This is a genomic window from Streptomyces sp. CBMA152, from assembly GCF_014596475.1.
GTDB lineage: Bacteria > Actinomycetota > Actinomycetes > Streptomycetales > Streptomycetaceae > Streptomyces.
This window is the reverse complement of sequence record NZ_MECJ01000033.1, coordinates 630,947-646,075: the sequence shown is the minus strand read 5'-3', so window position 1 is coordinate 646,075 and position 15,129 is coordinate 630,947. Positions and strand designations below refer to the sequence as shown.

Sequence of the window (15,129 nt, the reverse complement as noted above, 5' to 3'; positions counted from 1 at the left end):
CTTTTCCCCTTGGTTTTGCACGAGTCCCCCAGCCTTAGATACGCATGATCGAATCTACTGCGTTCCGTGGCCTCGGCGTGACAAGTCCGGTACTCAGCGCTATGTCGACTTGGCAACTTGGCGCGAAGCGTTCGATCACGAAGGGTTTCACTCAAGGCGCCCGCAGGGAAGTGCGCCTCACGCGCATGGCCCGTACCTGTATGGCCGAAGCGGGTGCCACAGCGCTTTTCCCCCTGGTGGCAAGGGGGTTGGCAGGCCAATCCGGACAGGGATCAGGGGGGAGGGGAAGTTGGCTGAAAACATACGGGTCCGTGTGTACGAACGCGTCAGTCCAACGGCGAACTTTCGCCGTTCCGCCGAGCGCCGCGGTGCGCACCGGCGCCCGTCCGGCCGTGCCGCGCGCGCGTGTCATGTGCTCCGTGCGACGTTCCGTGCGGCGTTCCGTGCGGCGGCGGAGCCATTCGTTCCGGCCGCCCCTCCGCGGCCGCCCGCTCGGACCGGCGCAGCAGCAGCCGGCAGGCCGCCGTCACGGCCGTGAGCCCGAGCGCGGAGCCCGCCGCCCCGCCGAACGAGCCCCCGTACACGACGAGCACCACGGGGACCAGGACACAGCTGAACGCCGCCCAGCGCACGACGTCGCCCGCGCTGTCACCGGTTCCCGCAACCGGCGCCCGTACGCCCCGCGCGCCGCTCTCCACGCCGTCCTCCCGGCGCGGCGGCCCCGGGGCGGGCGCGGGCGCGCCGGGGGCGTGCGGGGTGCGGGCGACCCTGGGGGAGCCGCCGGGCGGCGTGTTCTCGAAGGCGTCCTGGGCGACCGGCGGGGCGGGCACGGGCATGGGCTCCCTGGGGGCGTCGGAGAACGGCGCGAGATCAGCGTCGAAGCGGCCGCGTGTCTAACGGGGAGGTACCGCTTCCGGTCACTGCGCGTACACAGCTGGGCCACAGCCGGACCACAGTGGGGGACGCCCGGAAGGCCCCGTAGTCACACGAAATGTTGAAGCGATGACCTCTGTACCGGCCAACAGCCATTGCCATCCGGGGCGGGCTCGTGCATGCTCCGGGGAACGCCGTGCAGCATCGGCGGCTCTGGGCAGGAGAGGAGTGTCGCCGTACCCTTGGGGGTATGGGCTTGGGAAGATGATTCCCGGACACAGCTCCGCCGCCAACTGTCGCCCTCCCATGAGGATCCAAACGCCGAGACACCCATGGCCGGTCAAGAATTCCCCGAACCCGCGGACCGCAAGCAGGTAGCCGACCCGACGTCGGACCTCCAGGCGGCAGAAGACCCACGTCTGTCCTGTGACCCCGCCTTCCGGCACGGAGTGGTGGTCGGATTCGACGGCTCCACGTCCAGTGAGCGCGCCTTGGCGTACGCGATCGGCATGGCCAGACGGTCCGGCTCCGGCCTGATCATCGTGCATGTCGCCAACCGGCTGCCCACCACCGTGTGGGCGGGCTGCGAGCCGCCGGTCTTCGTGGACGTGCCGGACCACCGTACGGAAGTCCTCGGCCTGGAGCTCGCCTGCGCGGACTATCTCGCCGAGGTCTCCTGGATCCTGGTCGAGCGCGGCGGCGACATCTGCCATGAACTCGAAGAGGTCGGTCGGGAGTACGCGGCGGACGCGATCGTGGTCGGCTCCACGCACGGCATCGTCGGCCGCATCTTCGGCTCGGTCGCCGGACGCCTGGCACGCAGAGCCCAGCGCCCCGTGGTCGTCATTCCGTAACCCTGTCGTGTCCGTACGTTGTCCCAGCTGAGACGGCGTCAACTCCCTTGCGCACAAGGCGAATCTACCCTCCGGTAGGGGTGGATTGTGCCCTTGTGAAGGGTACATAAAGGTCACTGGGAAGCAGCACGACAGCAGCACAACTGCACATGAAGGGAGCCCGTCGTGGACCACGAAGCCCCCGCGGGAAGCATCACTTCCACTCTCGGCCACCTCGCACTCGGACTCACCCTGCTCGCCTTCGGCCTCGGCACGACCAAGGTCATCCACGGCGTGACAGTGGCGGACGCCGTGTCGATCGCGACATACATCGGCGGCATCGGCCTGTTCGTCCTCGGGATCGTCGCGTTCCGTGACCAGGACGCGTTCACCGGCACCGCGTTCGCGGGCCTGGGCGCCTTCTGGTTCACCTGGGCCAGTGGTGCGGACTCCAAGTTCTCGGCCAACGCGGCAGGTCTGTTCCTGCTCCTGTTCGGGCTGCTCGCGCTGAGCCTGGCGGTCGGCGCGGCCGGCGCCGGACCCATCCGGCAGGGCTCGTACGGCCTGCTCTTCGTCGCCCTGGTCCTCCTCGCCATCGCCGACTTCGCCACCAACGACGGCCTGGGCAAGGCCGGCGGCTGGGTCGCGGCGGTCGCGGGCGCGGTCTCCTGGTACGGCGCCACGGCCGGCCTCGCCAACTGGCCGACGACCCTTCCGCGACGCGCGGCCGGCCGGGGGGTGACGGCCGCCGGCTAGGCACGCGCGCGCCGGTGCAATGGGCGGCATCGGCACACAAAGGAGCGGCCCCGCACGCCTGGTGGCGCGTGCGGGGCCGCTCTGCGTCTCTGCGTCGCTGTGGAGCGACCGGTGGACTACTCGACCGTGACGGACTTCGCCAGGTTGCGCGGCTTGTCGATGTCGCGGCCCATGGCCAGTGCCGTGTGGTACGCGAAGAGCTGGAGCGGGATGCCCATCAGGATCGGGTCCAGCTCGTCCTCGTTCTTCGGGACGACGATGGTGTGGTCGGCCTTCTCCTGCTCGCGGTGGGCGACGGCGAGGATGCGGCCGCTGCGGGCCTTGATCTCCTCCAGGGCCGCGCGGTTCTTCTCCAGCAGGTCGTCGTCGGGGACGATCGCGACCGTCGGCAGCGCGGGCTCGATGAGCGCGAGCGGGCCGTGCTTGAGCTCGGAGGCGGGGTAGGCCTCGGCGTGGATGTAGGAGATCTCCTTGAGCTTCAGGGAGGCCTCCAGGGCGACCGGGTAGCCGCGCACACGCCCGATGAACATCATCGACTGGGCGCCCGCGTACTCCTTGGCCAGCTTCTCGATCTCCGGCTCCATCGCCAGGATCTCGGAGATCTGCTCGGGCAGCTTGCGCAGGCCCTCGATGATCCGCTTGCCGTCGGCCACCGACAGGTCGCGGATGCGGCCCAGGTGCAGCGCGAGCAGCGCGAAGGCGACCACGGTGTTGGTGAAGCACTTGGTGGAGACGACGCAGACCTCGGGGCCGGCGTGCACGTAGGTGCCGCCGTCGGCCTCGCGGGCGATCGCCGAACCGACGACGTTCACCACGCCGAGGACGCGGGCGCCCTTGCGCTTGAGCTCCTGGACGGCGGCGAGCACGTCGTAGGTCTCACCGGACTGCGAGACCGCGATGTACAGCGTGTCGGGGTCCACGACCGGGTTGCGGTAGCGGAACTCGGAGGCCGGCTCGGCGTCCGCGGGGATGCGGGCGAGCTCCTCGATGAGGCCGGCGCCGATCAGACCGGCGTGGTACGAGGTGCCACAGCCGAGGATCTTGATCCGGCGCACACCGCGGGCCTCGCGGGCGTCCAGGTTCAGGCCGCCGAGGTGGACGGTGGAGAACCGGTCGTCGATACGGCCGCGCAGGACGCGGTCCACGGCGTCGGCCTGCTCCGACATCTCCTTGTGCATGTACGTCTCGTGGCCGCCCATGTCGTAGGAGGCGGCCTCCCACTCGACGGTCTCGGGGGTCGCGGTGGTGCGGGTGCCCGAGGTCGTGTACGTACGGAAGTCGTCGGCCTTCAGGGTGGCCATCTCGCCGTCGTTCAGGGTGACGACCTGGCGGGTGTGGGCGATCAGCGCGGCGACGTCGGAGGCGACGAGCATCTCCTTCTCGCCGATGCCGAGGATGACCGGGGAGCCGTTGCGGGCGACGACGATGCGGTCGGCGAAGTCGGCGTGCATCACGGCGATGCCGTAGGTGCCCTCGATGACCTTGAGCGCCTCGCGGACCTTCTCCTCAAGCGTGTCGGCCTGGGCGCGGGCGATCAGGTGGGTGATGACCTCGGTGTCGGTCTCGGAGGCGAAGACGACGCCCTCGGCCTCCAGCTTGACGCGCAGCTCGGCGGCGTTGTCCACGATGCCGTTGTGGACGACGGCGACCTTGTTCTCGGGGTCGAGGTGCGGGTGCGAGTTCACGTCGCTGGGGGCGCCGTGGGTGGCCCAGCGGGTGTGCGCGATGCCGGTGGTGCCGGTGAAGCGCTTGGGGACGCGGGCCTCCAGGTCACGGACGCGACCCTTGGCCTTGACCATCTTCAGCGCGCCCGACTTGGGGCTGTTGATGACGACGCCTGCGGAGTCGTAACCCCGGTACTCCAGCCGCTGCAGACCTTCGAGCAGCAGCGGAGCCACATCACGCTTACCGATATAACCGACGATTCCGCACATAGAGTCTCTACCCCTCCATCGACGTACAACAAGTTCCTGGTGTGCCCGGCCGCAGCCGACTCAGCCGCAGCCGACTCAGCCGTAGACGATGCGGCGCAGCTGCCGGAGCGAGAGCTCCGGTGGCGCCACGGCGCGGTGCGGCAGCTCGGCCGAGATCCGCTCGAAGATCTCCGCGTTCACCAGGCCACCGGACTGCAGCTCACGGTGGCGGCGGCGGACGAATTCCTCGTACGTCTCGTCGAAGTACGCCAGCACATCGAGCACCACCCGGGCCGCCTCACCGCGCTGGAGCGCGGTGCTGCGCACCAGATGGTCGATGAGGTCGTCGTGGGACGACGGGCTGCGGCGTTCGAGCACCCGTCGATATTGCGGGGTGCCCAGCCCCGTACGCAAGAATCCTGCCCGATATCGGGCAGGATTCTCATGATCATACGCAGCCTGGTCTGTACCAGGGGTCGTATCTGCGTCGTATCTGCGGGGGAGGGGCCTCAGAGCCGCTTCAGTACGGCCTGCTTGGCGAAGGTGAACTCCTCCTCCGTGAGAATCCCGGATTCCCGCAGGTCACCGAGCTCCCGCAGCCGCCGCAGCAGGGCGTCGTGGTCGTCGGCGGGGGCGGGCGCGGGGGTGAGGGAGGCGACCGGCGCGGCGGGCGCGGCCTCCAGGGCCTTCGGCTCGGGCTCCGGCGCGTGCGGATGCGGCATCCGCACGACCACGGCCGAGGCGAGCAGCGCCATCAGCGGGTCCTTCTTGAACCCGTTGAGCTCCACGGCGTGCGGATCGCGCCCGGCGGGGAGCCGGGGCGCGTTCGGCGAGCTCACGAACCGCACATGCCCGTCCACAAGCCCGCGCGCGGGCTGCCACTCCACCGCGTGCAGATCCTCCAGGGCGAGAGTGGTCGGCCCGCTGCCCGACTTCACCTCGTCGGTGTGCCAGGTCCATTCGAGCCGGACCGTACGCCCGTCGAAGCTGGCCGTGCCGTCGCCCGCGCCCACGGTCATCGGCAGCGAGGGCCCCGGCAGCAGATAGCGGTCGACCGGCCCGGTGGGCACCGAGTCGAGCAGCAGGGAGTTGCGGACCTCGTCCACGAAGTACTCGGCGATCGCGGCCGCCTTCGTCTCCACGGTCAGGGTGTACGGGTCGGAGGCGTCGTCCAGCTTGCCGCCGGTGACCTGGAGCAGCGGGTCGGCGCCGTCGCGCAGCCTCAGCCGCAGCCGCCCGGTCCTGCGCCCCGGCTCGTACGCCACCCCGGCGAGCGCTTCGAGCGGCACGGTGATCTCACCGAGCGTACGGCGCAGCAGGCCGACACCTTTGTCGCTGCCGGGCACGATGCGTACGCCGTCCCCGTCGAAGGTCCAGGTCCCGTCGTTCTGGATGATTTCCGCCATGAGGTGATTCTTCCATCGGGCGTGCGGGGGCGGCCCGTTGGCTACTGGTCTGCACCTTGACGGTGGTCGCGGTGGGCGGTTGTGATGGTCCCCGTTCGTTTGCTCGCGTCCTCTGCTCGCGTCCCCGCTGAAGGGAACCGCTTGTGAGACTGAGACTGAGACAGCACAGAACGATGGCCGGTCTGCTGGGCGCCTTGCTGCTCATGGCGGCGGGCCTCTCCTCGACCCCCGCAGCGGCAGCGTCCCGGGCCCCGCGCCCGCTGGGCCAGACAGTCCCCGCCCCGGCGTCGGTCGCGCCCGGCGGCTCCCCGTACACGATCACGTCCTCCACCCCGATACGGGTCGACGCGGCCTCCGGGCCCGAGGGCCGCCGGATCGCCGGGTACCTGGCGGACGTCCTGCGTCCCTCGACGGGGTACGCGCTGCCGGTCAGGCCGTACGGCTCCGGCGGCATCCGGCTCCGCCTGTCGGGCGAGACACGGCTGGGGGAGGAGGGGTACCGCCTGGAGAGCGGCCGGAGCGCGGTGACATTGACGGCGCACCGCCCGGCCGGACTCTTCCACGCCGTCCAGACGCTGCGGCAGCTGCTGCCGGCGTCGGTGGAGAAGAGGACCGGGCAACCGGGCCCCTGGCAGGTGGCGGGCGGAACGATCACCGACACCCCGCGTTACGCGTACCGGGGTGCGATGCTCGACGTCTCGCGCCACTTCTTCACGGTCGCGCAGGTCGAGCGGTACATCGACCAGCTGGCCCTCTACAAGATCAACAAGCTGCATCTGCACCTCAGCGACGACCAGGGCTGGCGGATCGCCATCGACTCGTGGCCCAGGCTCGCGACGTACGGGGGCCAGACGCAGGTGGGCGGCGGCAAGGGCAGCTACTACACGAAGGCGGACTACCAGCAGCTGGTGAGGTACGCGGCGAGCCGCTACCTGGAGGTGGTCCCGGAGATCGACACCCCCGGCCACACGAACGCGGCGCTCGCCTCCTACGCGACCTTGAACTGCGACGGCGTGGCGCCCCCGCTCTACACGGGTACGGACGTCGGCTTCAGCTCACTCTGCGTACCGAAGGAGGTGACGTACAAGTTCCTGGACGACGTGGTGCGGGAGCTGTCGGCGATGACGCCGGGCGGTTACGTCCACATAGGCGGCGACGAGGCCCATTCGACTCCGCACGCGGATTACGTCGCCTTCATGGACAAGGCACAGGCGATCGTCGCCAAGTACGGCAAGACGGTGATGGGTTGGCACCAGCTGACCGGCGCGCGTCCGGTCGCCGGGGCGGTGGCCCAGTACTGGGGTACGGAGGGGAACGAGGCGGAGGTGGTCGCGGCGGCGAAGGCGGGGACGCGGCTGGTGATGTCGCCGGCGAACCGGGCGTACCTGGATATGAAGTACGACGCGTCGACGAAGCTGGGGCTGGACTGGGCGGGGTTGGTGGACGTGGACGCCTCATACGCCTGGGACCCGGAGACGTTCATCAAGGGCCTGCCGTCCGGGTCGGTCCTGGGGGTCGAGGCCCCGCTGTGGTCGGAGACGCTGACGACGAGCGCGGACATCGAGTACATGGCGTTCCCGCGGCTGCCGGGGATAGCGGAGATCGGCTGGTCCCCGTCGTCGACGCACAACTGGCCTGACTACAGTGCCCGGTTGGCGGCCCAGGGCCCGAGGCTGTCGGCGCTGGGCGTGAACTTCTACCGGTCACCGGTGGTGCCTTGGGTATAGGCACGCTGGTTTCCCCCACCCCGCCCCTTCCCGCTGTGACATTTGCGGCTCCGCCGCGTGGCCTCCGGGGGTGGGTGGGGGCGACGGTGGTGTCCCAGGGGCTCCGCCCCCCGGACCCCGTGGCGGGGCTGCGCCCCTGCACCCCCTCGGGGCTCCGCCCCGGACCCGGGCAGGTAAGCGGTGCTTGCACCCCCGGTGCCTGCGTTCGGCTGCGGGTCGGTGGGGGTTGGTCGCGCAGTTCCCCGCGCCCCTAAACGGGCAGCCCCGCCGTGCTGAAGGACTAGCCCTTCAGCACGGCCACTTCGGCGATGCGCGGAGACAGCGCCCGCACCGATCGGGCGTGCTGGAATGGCTTCAGGCGGAGTCGCATGGTCTCGAAGTGCTCGTCGCCTCGGGCGGAGGAGATGTGTTCGTAGTCTTCCAGGAATCGCGCCCATGAATCACACGCCGCGTCCAGGTGCCCGTATTGCAACTGGCGCTGCGCCAATGTCGCGTTGAAGTGGACGCGTCCTTGCCGTTCATTCGCGGGTTGCACCTTTAGCGCCTGCTGTAGGGCGCTGATGGAACCCGGCAGATCCTTTCCCTCGTACAAGACGTGGGAGACGTGGAATGCGTAGGCGGATTGGTCGTATCCGCCGATCGACTCACGGCGGTTGTCGGCTTTCATCAGCGCGGTTTCCGTGGCGGTCAACAATTTTCGCGCGCGCCGATGGTCGCCCACCATCGAGGAGGCGTGCGCTTGCTGTCCCGTCAGGAACGCCTGGAGTCGTGGGCCCGCTTTGGGCGCGGCTTCGGCCGCTGAGTCCGCGAGTTGTACGGCCAGGGGGCCGTACCCGAGGTTGGACGCCTGAAGGCTCATTCCGCGCAGGGTCCGGCAGTACGTCACGTGGTCGTCCGCCCGGCCGGCGAGCTTGAGGGCCTTCAGGTAGTACTTCTGCGCCGTGCCGTGGTCTCGCTCGTACATCGCCATCCACCCGGTCAGATAGACCAAATCCGACGCCGCCGCCCACATGTCTTTCCGTACGGCGTCGGTGGCCTCGGCGCGGAGCCACGGAATGACCGTGTTGACCAGGAACGCCGCAGCCATCGGCCTTGCGTGTGCTCCGCCGAACTCGTCGAGAATGTCTGCGATTTTGTCGGTCATTCTGCGGACCGACTCGACCTGACCCGCACCGATGCGCACCGTCATCTTGCCCGGACTCACCGGAACGGCCTCTGGGGCGTGCGCGGATTCGGCGAACATCGGAACTGCCAGGACCGCGGAGAACAGACTGGCTGCGGCGATCACGCCACGGCGGGACGGGTCCATGTCGGCCGTTCCCAGGTCGACGATTTCCTCCATGGTGTCGACGGCGGCCGGAGCCCGGTCGGAGGCGGCGAGCGGTAGTCCCGCCTCGGCGTGCGTCACCGTACGGTGCAGCTTGCGGGAGAAAGCCTCGACGATCACGCGCCTGACCGGGGCGTTCGGTACGGTGCCGCTGACCCAGTGCGACACGGCCGACTGGTCGTAGTGCAGATCCAGTCCGGCTTCGGCGCCCAAGCGGTTGACGATGCTCGCGAACTGCGACCGCGACCATTTCGCCTGCTTGAGCAGATCCTCCAAGCCCGGGTTCGGTGTACGTGAGCGGTTCGCCATGCCTTCAACTCCCCACGGACTGCGCGGCGTTCATGGCTTTCATGCCTCGGCCCCGCTCCCACGGTACCGCTGTGCGTGGTCGTGCGGTTGCGTAGAGGCAGGAGAGATCGCCGAGGCGGGACTCGCCCCTCAAGAGAACGGATGCCCCCATGGCGCACGCTGACGTCGACCACGCCGACCCGCCCCGCCGGCGCATCAGGGCGGTGGTCCTGGTCCGCAACAGATACGGCGACATCCTGATGGTGAAGCCGAGGCGTCGGCACACCGACCAGAAGCAGGGCTGGCGGCTTCCGGGCGGTGGAATGCACGTGGGCGAGCCCATCGCCGTTGCCGCAGCCCGTGAGCTGCTGCGAGAGACCGGCCTCAGGCGCAGGCTCTCGTACTTGCTCATGGTCGACCAGGTGCCTGCGAGCGAGGGCGGAACGAGCGCCGAGGGCATCAACTTCGTCCTCGACGGCGGGACGCTCGATGACGCGGAAGCCGCAGCGGTAACGCTTCCCGGGACGGCGCGAGGCGAACTGTCCGCCGTCGAGTGGGTGCCCACGGGGCAACTGGACGAGCTCGCCTTCCCGTACCAGGCCGCCCAGATCCGCGCGGCGGCACGTGCGTTCGAGTACGGCATGAGACAGCCCATGTTCCTGCTCGGCGAACTCGTCGGCGGGTAGCCCATGAACCCCGGCAGGGGCTGGCGCGGAGTGACGCTCACGATCGATCCGGCCACGCGCAAGCCCCTCAACACCGAGTGCGCGGACTGCAACGCGGCGGAGCGCTGATACGAGGCCCGCTCGCCAAGCCTGGGCGGAGCCCCGAAGCGGGGTGCAGGGGCGTAGCCCCGCCCCCGGAAACTGCCTCCACCCCCACCCACCCCCGGAGGGTTCAGGGAAGGGGTGGGGTGGGGGGCCAAGACCGCCATAAGCGACCCGGCCCCCCGGCTTCACGCCCCCGCGATCGGGTTCCTCAAGTTGCCCACCAGTTGCAGCGCCCCCGCCGGGTCCGCCAGGTCCACCATCTGGCGGTTGTTGCGGAGCTGGAGGCGGTTCAGGCAGGACAGGGCGAACTCCGGCGCGAACATGTCGTACTGCTTGAACTTGTCCGCCAGTTCGGGCGTGGACGCCTGGTATGACGTGACGCATTCCGAGACCGCCGCCCAGAACTCCGACTCCTCCACCACCCCCTCACTCGCCAGCGTCGCGTTCAAGAAGCGGAAGAAGCAGTCGAAGACGTCCGTGAAGACGGACAGGAGCTTCATGTCGTCGGGCACGTCCACCCGGACGCGTTCGACCTCCGGCGGCAGTACCGCGTCGGGGTCCATGACCGCGATCTCCTCGGCGATGTCCTTGAAGATCGCCCGCGAGACCGTGCCGTCCTCCGCGAGGACCAGGATCACGTTCTCGCCGTGCGGCATGTAGGCCAGGTCGTAGGCGTAGAACGAGTGGAGGATCGGGAGCAGGTAGGCCTGCAGATAGCCGCGCAGCCACTCCTTCGCCCCCACCCCCGACTCCGCTATCAGCGCGCCCGCGAACGACGCCCCCGCCCCGTCCACATGCAGCAGCGACGCCATCGTCGCCAGCCGCTCGCCCGGTCGCAGCGACGGCACCGGGCTCTCGCGCCACAGCGCGGCCAGCATTTTGCGGTACGGGGAGTAGCGGTCGGTGGCCCGTTCGTACTGGCGGTGGTGGTAGCCGATCGCCGCCCGTTCGCGGATGATCGAGAAACGGGCCGACTGGAGGACCGAGTCCTGCTCCACCAGCGCCGCCAGCCAGTCGTTGATCGCCGGCGTCGCCTCCATGTACGCCGCCGAGAGGCCTCGCATGAAGCCCATGTTGAGGACGGACAGCGCCGTCTTCACGTAGTGCTTCGACGAATCCGTCGTGTTGTAGAACGTACGGATCGACTGCTGCGCCAGGTACTCGTCGTCGCCCACCCCCAGCGGCACCAGCCTCTCCTGCGCCACCTCCGCCGCGAACGTCACCGACAGCTTGTTCCACCACTGCCAGGGGTGGACCGGAAGGAGCTGGTAGTCCGCGAGGTCCAGGCCCCGCTCGGCCAGCGTCGCCGCGAAGCGGGCCAGGGTCGCCTCGCCCAGCTCCGCCCGCATCAGCGTCTCGTAGTCGAGCCCGGCACCTGACGTGAACGTCGCCCGGTCGCGGCGCGCGGCCAGCCAGATCAGCCGGACGGGTGCGGCGGCCTCGGGCGCGTACGCGGGGTACTCGTGCGCACCGAACCCGAGCCGGCCGTTGTTGGCGACGAAGCAGGGGTGGCCCTCGGTCATCCCCGTCTCGATCGCCTGGAAGCCGGACTTCGCCAGGTCGGCCGAGGAAATCTGATCCTTCGTCAGTTTGTACGCCGTGCCGGACAGCGTGGACGAGATCTCCTCCAGGTACACCGGCAGGATCTCGTCGCTCAGGCCGAGCGTCGCGCGCAGCTCGATGAAGAAGTCCAGGGCGTCGAGCGGGAGTTCACCGCCGTCCGCCGCGTGGCGCGAGATCGACTCGGGGTACACCTGCCAGTGGTCGAGCGCGTACAGGCCCGCCGTGAAGCGGTACTCCGCCGAGCCGTCGTCACTTCGTACGCTGTACCGGTCCTCGCCCAGCGACTCCGGCTTCAGCAGCCGCTCGTGCGCGAACTCGGCCAGCGCCTTGCGCACCAGCAGCCGGTTGGCCTCTGCCCACAGCTCGGGGGTGAGGTGCGGTACCGCAATGTCGATCGTGCTCATCGGGTGGCCTCCTCGAACGACTCCCGCGTGCACACGCTCAGCAGCGCCGTCTTCTCCGGCTTGGCGATCTCGCCGACGACCTCGAAGCCGACCGCCGCGTTCAGCGCGTGCACCGCCTTGTTGCCCACGTCGGGCTCCACGACGACCCGCCGGGTCGTCGGGTCCGCGAACAGGTGGGCCATCACGGCGGTGATCACCGCCCGGGTGAAGCCGTGCACCGGTGTGCCGGTCGGTGCGACCAGGAAGTGCATGCCGACGTCGCCGGGCTCGGGGTCGTACAGGCCGACCAGTTCGCGGTGGGCCGGGTCGTAGTACTCCATCAGGAACGCGGGGGTGCCGTCGTGCAGTCCGAGCAGGGCGTGGTGGTGCTCGTCGGCCGCGATCTCCATGTACGCCCGCTCGACGTCCTCAAGTTTCGCGTCCTGCATCATCCAGAACGCGGCCTTGGGGTGGGTGACCCAGCCGTGCAGCAGCTCGGCGTCCTTCAAGGGGTCGAGGGGGCGGGCGGTGAAGGTGCCTATGCCGGCGGTCGTGTGCGTGGTGCTCATACGGCGAACTCCTGGAAGGCGATGGACTTCTCGACCGGGTAGTACTCGCGGCCGAGGAGCTCGCCGATGATGTACGCGTTGCGGTAGGCGCCCATGCCCAGGTCGGGCGAGGTGATCGAGTGGGTGTGCACGGCGGCGTTCTGGAGGAAGATCTCGCGCCCCGCCGTGTCGATGGCGTAGTTGCGGGCCACGTCGAACCGGCCGCGCCCGTCCCGCTTGAGCCGGTCGGAGACGGGCTTGAGGAACTCGGGCTCGGCGTACTTGTAGCCGGTGGCCAGGACCAGGCCCTGGGTGGTGAGCGTGAAGTCCTTGCCCTGCTCCTCCTGGCGCAGACCGAGTTCGTACGAGCCCGTCGTGGCGTCGTAACTCGCGTTGTTGAGGGAGGAGTTGGTGAGCAGACGCGTCGGGACCGGGCCCTTCAGGCTCTTCTGGTAGAGCAGATCGAAGATCGCGTCGACCAGCTCCGAGTCGATGCCCTTGAAGAGGCCCTTCTGCTCGGACTCCAGGCGGTAGCGGGTGTCCTCGGGGAGTGCGTGGAAGTAGTCCGTGTACTCCGGCGAGGTCATCTCAAGCGTCAGCTTGGTGTATTCGAGCGGGAAGAAGCGGGGCGAGCGGGTGACCCAGTTCAGCCGGTAGCCGTGGACGTCGATCTCGCTCAGCAGGTCGTAGTAGATCTCGGCGGCGGACTGCCCGCTGCCGACCAGGGTGATCGACTTCTTCGCCTGTAGCGCCTCTTTGTGGTCCAGGTAACGGGAGTTGTGCAGGTAGTCGCCGCCCAGGTCCCGGCACGCCTCGGGGACGAACGGCGGGGTGCCGGTGCCGAGCACCAGACGGCGGGCGCGGAACTCGGAGCCGTCCTCCGTGCGTACGACGTACACCTCGTTCTCGTACGTCACCGTCTTCACCGTCTGGTTGAAGCGGATCGAGGAGAGTTTCCCGGCCGCCCAGCGGCAGTAGTCGTTGTACTCGGTGCGCAGCGGGTAGAAGTTCTCGCGTATGTAGAACGAGTAAAGGCGGCCCGACTCCTTCAGATAGTTGAGGAAGGAGTACGGGGAGGTCGGATCGGCGAGGGTGACCAGGTCCGACATGAACGGCGTCTGGAGGTGGGCGCCCTCCAGGAACATCCCCGAGTGCCACTCGAAGTCCGGCTTGGTCTCCAGGAAGAGGCCGCTGAGCTCGTCGATCGGCTCGGTCAGGCAGGCCAGGCCCAGGTTGAAGGGCCCGAGGCCGATCCCGATGAAGTCGTACGGCTCACGAGGCTGCGTGGACAAGGTTCTCTCCCAGGTACTGCTCGGCGTGGCCGGCGATCAGATCGAGGACGGCGGCGATGTCGTGGACCGTCGTCTCGGGGTTGAGCAGGGTGAATTTCAGGTACTGGCGGCCGCCGGCCTTGGTACCGGCGACGACGGCCTCGCCGGACGCGAACAGCGCCTTGCGGGCGTAGAGGTTGGCGCGGTCGATCTCGGCGGGCGAGGTGACCGCGTCCGGGATGTAGCGGAAGACCAGGGTGGACAGGCTGGGCTCGACGACGACGTCGTAGCGCGGATCGGCGGCGAGCAGCCGCCAGCCCTCCCCGGCCAGCTCGCAGACCTCGTCGAAGAGCCGGCCGACACCGTCGGCGCCCATCGTGCGCAGGGTCATCCACAGCTTCAGGGCGTCGAAGCGGCGGGTGGTCTGGAGGGACTTGTCGACCTGGTTGGGGATGCGCTCCTCGGCGGCGCGGCGCGGGTTGAGATAGTCCGCGTGATACGTGGCGTGGCGCAGCGTGGTGCCGTCCTTGACCACGATCGCGCTCGAACTCACCGGCTGGAAGAAGGACTTGTGGTAGTCCACGGTGACGGAGTCGGCGCGCTCGATGCCCTCCAGGAGGTGGCGCCGGGTCGGCGAGACGAGCAGCCCGCAGCCGTACGCGGCGTCCGCGTGGAACCAGGCCCCGTACTGCGCACACAGCTCGGCTATCTCCGGCAGCGGGTCGATGGACCCGAAGTCGGTGGTCCCGGCGGTGGCGACGACGGCCATCGGCACATTGCCCTCGGCCACGCACTTCTCCAGGGCCCGGGCGAGCGCCACGGTCTGCATCCGCTTTTCGTGGTCACAGGGAATCGACACGACGGCGGAGCGGCCGAGCCCCAGCAACTGGGCGGACTTCTGCACACTGAAGTGGCTGCACTCGGAGGAGAAGATCCGCAGTTTCCCGAGGTCGTCGGTCTTGGCCTCCTCGCGGGCGAGCAGCAGCGCCTGGAGGTTGGACTGGCTCCCGCCGCTGGTGAACACGCCGTCGGCGCCCGGACCGTAGCCGACGCGACCGGCCGTCCAGTCGATCAGGCGGCGCTCGATGAGCGTGCCGCCCGCGCTCTGGTCCCAGGTGTCGAGCGAGGAGTTGACGGCCGAGAGGACCGCCTCGCCGAGTACGGCCGGGATGACGACCGGGCAGTTGAGGTGGCCGAGGTAGCGGGGGTGGTGGAAGTAGACGGCGTCGCGCAGATACACGTCCTCCAGCTCGTCGAGGACGGCGGAGGTGTCGCCCAGCGGCCGGTCGAGGTCGATGCCGTCGACGAGCGGGGCGATGTCCTCGACGCCGACACCCGTGAACGGGCGCCGGGTCGCGGCGAGTTTCGACGCCACCCGCTCGACTCCTTCGGTCACGGAGCGCCGGTAGCTCTCCGCCGTCGTGTCATTGAGCAGGTGCGAACGCATGAACTGTCCTCCCGGATCGGGGAC

The 15,129-nt window shown here is 69.1% G+C and carries 13 protein-coding genes; 4 read left to right on the top strand and 9 right to left on the bottom strand.

Going from position 1 to position 15,129, the window contains the following annotated elements; all coding sequences use genetic code 11:
- Positions 1 to 326 precede the first annotated feature (326 nt).
- Positions 327 to 836 carry a hypothetical protein gene (locus tag BG418_RS35755; RefSeq protein WP_223185834.1) on the bottom strand — a complete coding sequence of 170 codons (510 nt, stop codon included), beginning with the start codon at positions 834 to 836 and terminating at the stop codon, positions 327 to 329.
- 369 nt (positions 837 to 1,205) lie between these two features.
- Here BG418_RS35755 and BG418_RS35750 point away from each other — a divergent pair, with 369 nt between their 5' ends.
- Together BG418_RS35750 and BG418_RS35745 are read left to right on the top strand one after the other, a co-directional pair.
- Complete coding sequence (locus BG418_RS35750) at positions 1,206 to 1,727, top strand: universal stress protein (RefSeq protein ID WP_188278211.1); 522 nt, start codon at positions 1,206 to 1,208, stop codon at positions 1,725 to 1,727.
- Between the two features lie 165 nt (positions 1,728 to 1,892).
- Positions 1,893 to 2,462 carry a GPR1/FUN34/YaaH family transporter gene (locus BG418_RS35745; protein ID WP_188278210.1) on the top strand — a complete coding sequence of 190 codons (570 nt, stop codon included), beginning with the start codon at positions 1,893 to 1,895 and terminating at the stop codon, positions 2,460 to 2,462.
- Positions 2,463 to 2,578: 116 nt separating this feature from the next.
- On the opposite strand, the gene glmS is transcribed toward BG418_RS35745, so the two are convergent.
- The 3 genes from glmS to BG418_RS35730 all read right to left on the bottom strand — a co-directional run bounded on the left by glmS (position 2,579) and on the right by BG418_RS35730 (position 5,781).
- Positions 2,579 to 4,396 (bottom strand): glutamine--fructose-6-phosphate transaminase (isomerizing), encoded by a 1,818-nt coding sequence (gene glmS / locus BG418_RS35740; protein WP_188278209.1) that lies wholly within the window; start codon positions 4,394 to 4,396, stop codon positions 2,579 to 2,581.
- A gap of 75 nt (positions 4,397 to 4,471) precedes the next feature.
- Entirely contained in the window at positions 4,472 to 4,753 is a 282-nt protein-coding gene (locus BG418_RS35735; protein WP_188278208.1) for a hypothetical protein, read from the bottom strand.
- Between the two features lie 131 nt (positions 4,754 to 4,884).
- Positions 4,885 to 5,781: a DUF4429 domain-containing protein gene (locus BG418_RS35730; protein WP_188278207.1), complete on the bottom strand. Its 897-nt coding sequence runs from the start codon at positions 5,779 to 5,781 to the stop codon at positions 4,885 to 4,887.
- A 173-nt stretch (positions 5,782 to 5,954) separates the two neighbouring features.
- Here BG418_RS35730 and BG418_RS35725 point away from each other — a divergent pair, with 173 nt between their 5' ends.
- Positions 5,955 to 7,508, top strand: a complete 1,554-nt coding sequence (locus BG418_RS35725; RefSeq protein WP_223185832.1) for a beta-N-acetylhexosaminidase — start codon at positions 5,955 to 5,957, stop codon at positions 7,506 to 7,508.
- 280 nt (positions 7,509 to 7,788) lie between these two features.
- On the opposite strand, the gene BG418_RS35720 is transcribed toward BG418_RS35725, so the two are convergent.
- On the bottom strand, positions 7,789 to 9,144 hold the full coding sequence (locus tag BG418_RS35720) for a hypothetical protein (protein ID WP_188278206.1): 1,356 nt from the start codon (positions 9,142 to 9,144) through the stop codon (positions 7,789 to 7,791).
- A gap of 149 nt (positions 9,145 to 9,293) precedes the next feature.
- Between BG418_RS35720 and BG418_RS35715 the strand changes: the two genes are divergently transcribed.
- Positions 9,294 to 9,809, top strand: coding sequence for an NUDIX domain-containing protein (locus tag BG418_RS35715; protein WP_188278205.1), 516 nt, complete (start codon positions 9,294 to 9,296; stop codon positions 9,807 to 9,809).
- A gap of 269 nt (positions 9,810 to 10,078) precedes the next feature.
- Here BG418_RS35715 and BG418_RS35710 read toward each other — a convergent pair whose 3' ends face one another.
- The 4 genes from BG418_RS35710 to BG418_RS35695 are packed head-to-tail and all read right to left on the bottom strand — an operon-like array spanning position 10,079 to position 15,105.
- Entirely contained in the window at positions 10,079 to 11,860 is a 1,782-nt protein-coding gene (locus BG418_RS35710; protein WP_188278204.1) for an IucA/IucC family siderophore biosynthesis protein, read from the bottom strand.
- Positions 11,857 to 12,408, bottom strand: coding sequence for a GNAT family N-acetyltransferase (locus tag BG418_RS35705; RefSeq protein ID WP_188278203.1), 552 nt, complete (start codon positions 12,406 to 12,408; stop codon positions 11,857 to 11,859). Before BG418_RS35705 ends, BG418_RS35710 begins: the two co-directional genes overlap by 4 nt.
- On the bottom strand, positions 12,405 to 13,679 hold the full coding sequence (locus tag BG418_RS35700; RefSeq protein ID WP_188278202.1) for a lysine N(6)-hydroxylase/L-ornithine N(5)-oxygenase family protein: 1,275 nt from the start codon (positions 13,677 to 13,679) through the stop codon (positions 12,405 to 12,407). Before BG418_RS35700 ends, BG418_RS35705 begins: the two co-directional genes overlap by 4 nt.
- Entirely contained in the window at positions 13,660 to 15,105 is a 1,446-nt protein-coding gene (locus BG418_RS35695) for an aspartate aminotransferase family protein (RefSeq protein ID WP_188278201.1), read from the bottom strand. The genes BG418_RS35700 and BG418_RS35695 overlap by 20 nt, the downstream gene beginning before the upstream one ends.
- Positions 15,106 to 15,129: the final 24 nt, after the last annotated feature.

Bases quoted from the DNA above. Each gene is read 5' to 3' on its own strand.
- BG418_RS35755 (WP_223185834.1), bottom strand. From the start codon at position 836: ATGCCCGTGCCCGCCCCGCCGGTCGCCCAGGACGCCTTCGAGAACACG.
- BG418_RS35750 (WP_188278211.1), top strand. From the start codon at position 1,206: ATGGCCGGTCAAGAATTCCCCGAACCCGCGGACCGCAAGCAGGTAGCC.
- glmS (WP_188278209.1), bottom strand. From the start codon at position 4,396: ATGTGCGGAATCGTCGGTTATATCGGTAAGCGTGATGTGGCTCCGCTG.
- BG418_RS35730 (WP_188278207.1), bottom strand. From the start codon at position 5,781: ATGGCGGAAATCATCCAGAACGACGGGACCTGGACCTTCGACGGGGAC.
- BG418_RS35725 (WP_223185832.1), top strand. From the start codon at position 5,955: ATGGCCGGTCTGCTGGGCGCCTTGCTGCTCATGGCGGCGGGCCTCTCC.
- BG418_RS35720 (WP_188278206.1), bottom strand. From the start codon at position 9,144: ATGGCGAACCGCTCACGTACACCGAACCCGGGCTTGGAGGATCTGCTC.
- BG418_RS35715 (WP_188278205.1), top strand. From the start codon at position 9,294: ATGGCGCACGCTGACGTCGACCACGCCGACCCGCCCCGCCGGCGCATC.
- BG418_RS35710 (WP_188278204.1), bottom strand. From the start codon at position 11,860: ATGAGCACGATCGACATTGCGGTACCGCACCTCACCCCCGAGCTGTGG.
- BG418_RS35705 (WP_188278203.1), bottom strand. From the start codon at position 12,408: ATGAGCACCACGCACACGACCGCCGGCATAGGCACCTTCACCGCCCGC.
- BG418_RS35695 (WP_188278201.1), bottom strand. From the start codon at position 15,105: ATGCGTTCGCACCTGCTCAATGACACGACGGCGGAGAGCTACCGGCGC.